At 51.3% G+C, this 3,139-nt stretch carries 1 protein-coding gene; it reads right to left on the bottom strand.

Translation table 11 applies throughout. The annotated features are described in order from the left end of the window. Positions 1–90: 90 nt before the first annotated feature. Positions 91–3,093 carry a glycosyl hydrolase gene (locus tag FHS27_RS30470; protein ID WP_184310201.1) on the bottom strand — a complete coding sequence of 1,001 codons (3,003 nt, stop codon included), beginning with the start codon at positions 3,091–3,093 and terminating at the stop codon, positions 91–93. Positions 3,094–3,139: the final 46 nt, after the last annotated feature.

The raw sequence follows: 3,139 nt of genomic DNA, 5'->3' as shown, positions 1-3,139 counted from the left end.
CCTGTCCGTAAACGTCCTTCATCGTTGGCCTCCGTGGAATCGAGATGCCTCGATTCTACAAGATTGCCGAAGTTATTTCCGAACAAGTCCTTACTTAATTTTCGGAATCACGATTTCGACGGGGCCCAACAATCCAGACGGCAGAAGCGGTGAGGTTGATTCATAAGGATTGTAAGTAGTCCATGTCACCTGCTCGTCAGGTTCGAGCATCCTGTCACCAATCAAACGATTTCGCCATAAGTTTGCGATTTCGATCTCGAGCAGATTACCTTCTGGTTGGACCGCCGACGAAATATCAACTCGCCATGGAGCACACCACAAGACCCCCATGTCATTGCCGTTCAGCCGAACCCGCGCGATGTTATGAACAGTTCCAAGGTCGAGCCAAATAGGATGCTCGTTCGACTGCACGGATGATGGCAAATCAAACGTTTTCCGATAAGTGGCGATTCCTGAATAGTGCTTAATACCTTCGCGTGAATTTTGATTCCACTGCGTTAGTCCATCAAATGTCACGTCCGCTGGTCCGCCCAGACCAACATCGAAATCCACATTCCAGGATCCTTCCAACGAGGCAACCGTTTGATAGGTCACCAAATTTTGCGTGGCAATTGGTTGCAAGGGCACGTCAGCGTCACCGAAGAGAATAAAAAAACTCTGGTGCGGTTCAAATCGAATGGGGATTGTCGTGCGACCAGCTTTCGAGCTGTACTGTGGCAGAGTGTGCGTGCTGCCGTCCAACGGATCCCATCGCTGAGGCTGGCGTCCTTCGATACGGAACACGCACTCGGCATCAACAACCTCTTCATTTCGATTCGACACAAAATACAGATCAAATGAATCCGCATGACGATGCGTGTAACGAATCGGCCCGTTCGACTCAAAGTCGGGTTGCACGCCTTTTTTGGCAAGTAAATCAGAAGTCATCCTGTAATTCGGGTAGAGTTCAGCGAGTGAATCACTCGCTGAAAGATTCAGATGCCATGGAGTCATGTCGACGTTGCCTAATTGTTTAGCATTGACCCAATCGCTGCTGGGAAATTGACGGCTTGACTGCCAATTTTCGTCGGTGGTAATTGATTGTTCACTACCATCGCGATATTGAATATTTAGACACGCAATCAATCCTGCAGGATTCGGATGCTCGCCGGTGTTGATGGCCTTTACCGTGATAACGTTCTTTCCCGGTTTTACCAACGATGAAACTTCATCGCGGTAAATCAGATTAAAATTTTCGCCGCTCAAGACGGGCGACTCATTGATTGACAATTGGAAGTCATTGTCAGCAGTTGCTTCGATCTGAGCCGATTCGATTGGCTGATCGGCGTTTACCGTGAAGACACACTGGAAATAGCGAGTGCAAGGCTCGGCCACCAAGCCTGAATATTCTTCGGGATACCAAATCCACAGGGCGTCTGTGATCGGCCTAGTAAGCGGCTGTTGATACCGTTTGGCGTCAACAACATTCTCCCAAATTACATTTCCCTTTCCAAACTTTCGCTCAACAAGGCCTGAGCCAAAAGGAGGCGTCCCCCAGACTTGCGTGGCAATCGCATGGACTTGCTGATCACAAATGGGAAAATCAACCAAGCTAGGCGATCGTGATGGCGGAGAACCAACGACCGTCGCTCCAGCTTCGACGAGCGAGCTGATTTTCTGCAGCAGCTCTGGTGTCATCGTGTCGCATGCCGGCAGGACAAGCAATTCGTAGGCTGCGCCACCGGGGAAGACAACACGTCCATTTTCAACCGAACCTCGCGAGATCAGCGTGCTCGGAGCGCAACCGTCGAAGTTATACCCGCGACGTTCACGCAATAGCCCCTTGCCTTCCAATGCCGAAGCGGGAGGCTGAAACACATGCGGTGCTCCTTCTGGGATGAGGTAAAGAATATCCGCAACTGTCTGCCCCTGTTGCAGCAGCGATTGACAACGTGCGACGTAGCGATGGTACCCATCCACCATCGGCCACCAAGTTTGGCCACGATCCCAATGGACACCATACGGCCCCATGGTCATCCCGGGCAGACGTTCATTTGTCTTGTGTGCAAAGGTGTGGTAAACGAATCGGTTGATACCATTGCAAAAAGCCCAGTCACCCTGATTTTTCATCGAACCAGGGTGTTGCTCCCACGCCTTCGACGAGCCATCCGTGAACGCCTCTGCCGCAACAACCGGTCGTCCCATCGTATGAGCGACTGATGTCGCTTCGAAACAACTATACGTTGAATCAAAACCTCCTGGACTCCAAAACTCACACATCGGCACATCGGCAATCACTCCGAGTTCGAGATCCGAAGTGGGGTTCATGTCGTATGGCTCGATCGATAGCCCCATTCCGTGATGATGAGCAAACTGCTGAAGGCGTTCGGCATGATTCTCCAGCACTAACTGTTGCACCGTCTGGCGTATATCCCACAAAAAGCGTTCGCTTTTTTCTTCGCTGTCTACGATCAATCCTGTGTAGGCGGGCAGATAAGGAGTTGGATCGTAACCACGTCGTTTTTGAAACTCTTGCGCGAAGGCCGAAGTCCAGTTCTGCGATCCCATTTCCCAGCTGTCGATATGCAGCATCGTCCAACCACACCCTTGCTTTCGTGGGCCTACTTTCTTGAGCAACTTTCCAACGTAGGCATCCAAATGAGCGTCCAATGCCTCTCCGTCGAGCTTGTCGCATTCAAAACCAAAGACAGGGTCGGGCGCAGGCCGAGTGGTTGCACCGGTGTTCCGGCGACCAAACCGCATTACGGTCCAATCCCCATCGGGAACGTTCCACTTCAATACTCCATCGGGCTGCAAATACTCCGTAATGTCGACAATTTGGTTTGATCGAACGACAGCTAGACGAGACCCCAAATCCTCAAACGTCATCGTGGGGAGAAAAGGCTTGACTCCCTGAGCCGACGTAAAAGGTGCTCGATAATAGAGCGCCTTTTCGTCCACATCCGCAATTCGCTTACCACCTTCGGGCGTCTCAAAAGCGAGCACGACGACGTCTTCATAAAATGCGTCACGAAGCCCGACGAGTTCACCAGTCACGGAACCGTTAAGGACTTGTTCGGAAATAACTTCGGCAATCTTGTAGAATCGAGGCATCTCGATTCCACGGAGGCCAACGATGAAGGACGTTTACGGACAGGAC

Origin of the sequence: Aporhodopirellula rubra (assembly GCF_014192335.1) — a bacterium.
GTDB lineage: Bacteria > Planctomycetota > Planctomycetia > Pirellulales > Pirellulaceae > Rhodopirellula > Rhodopirellula rubra.
The sequence above is the reverse complement of the archived record's forward strand: the minus strand, read 5'-3'. Positions and strand labels throughout refer to the sequence as shown.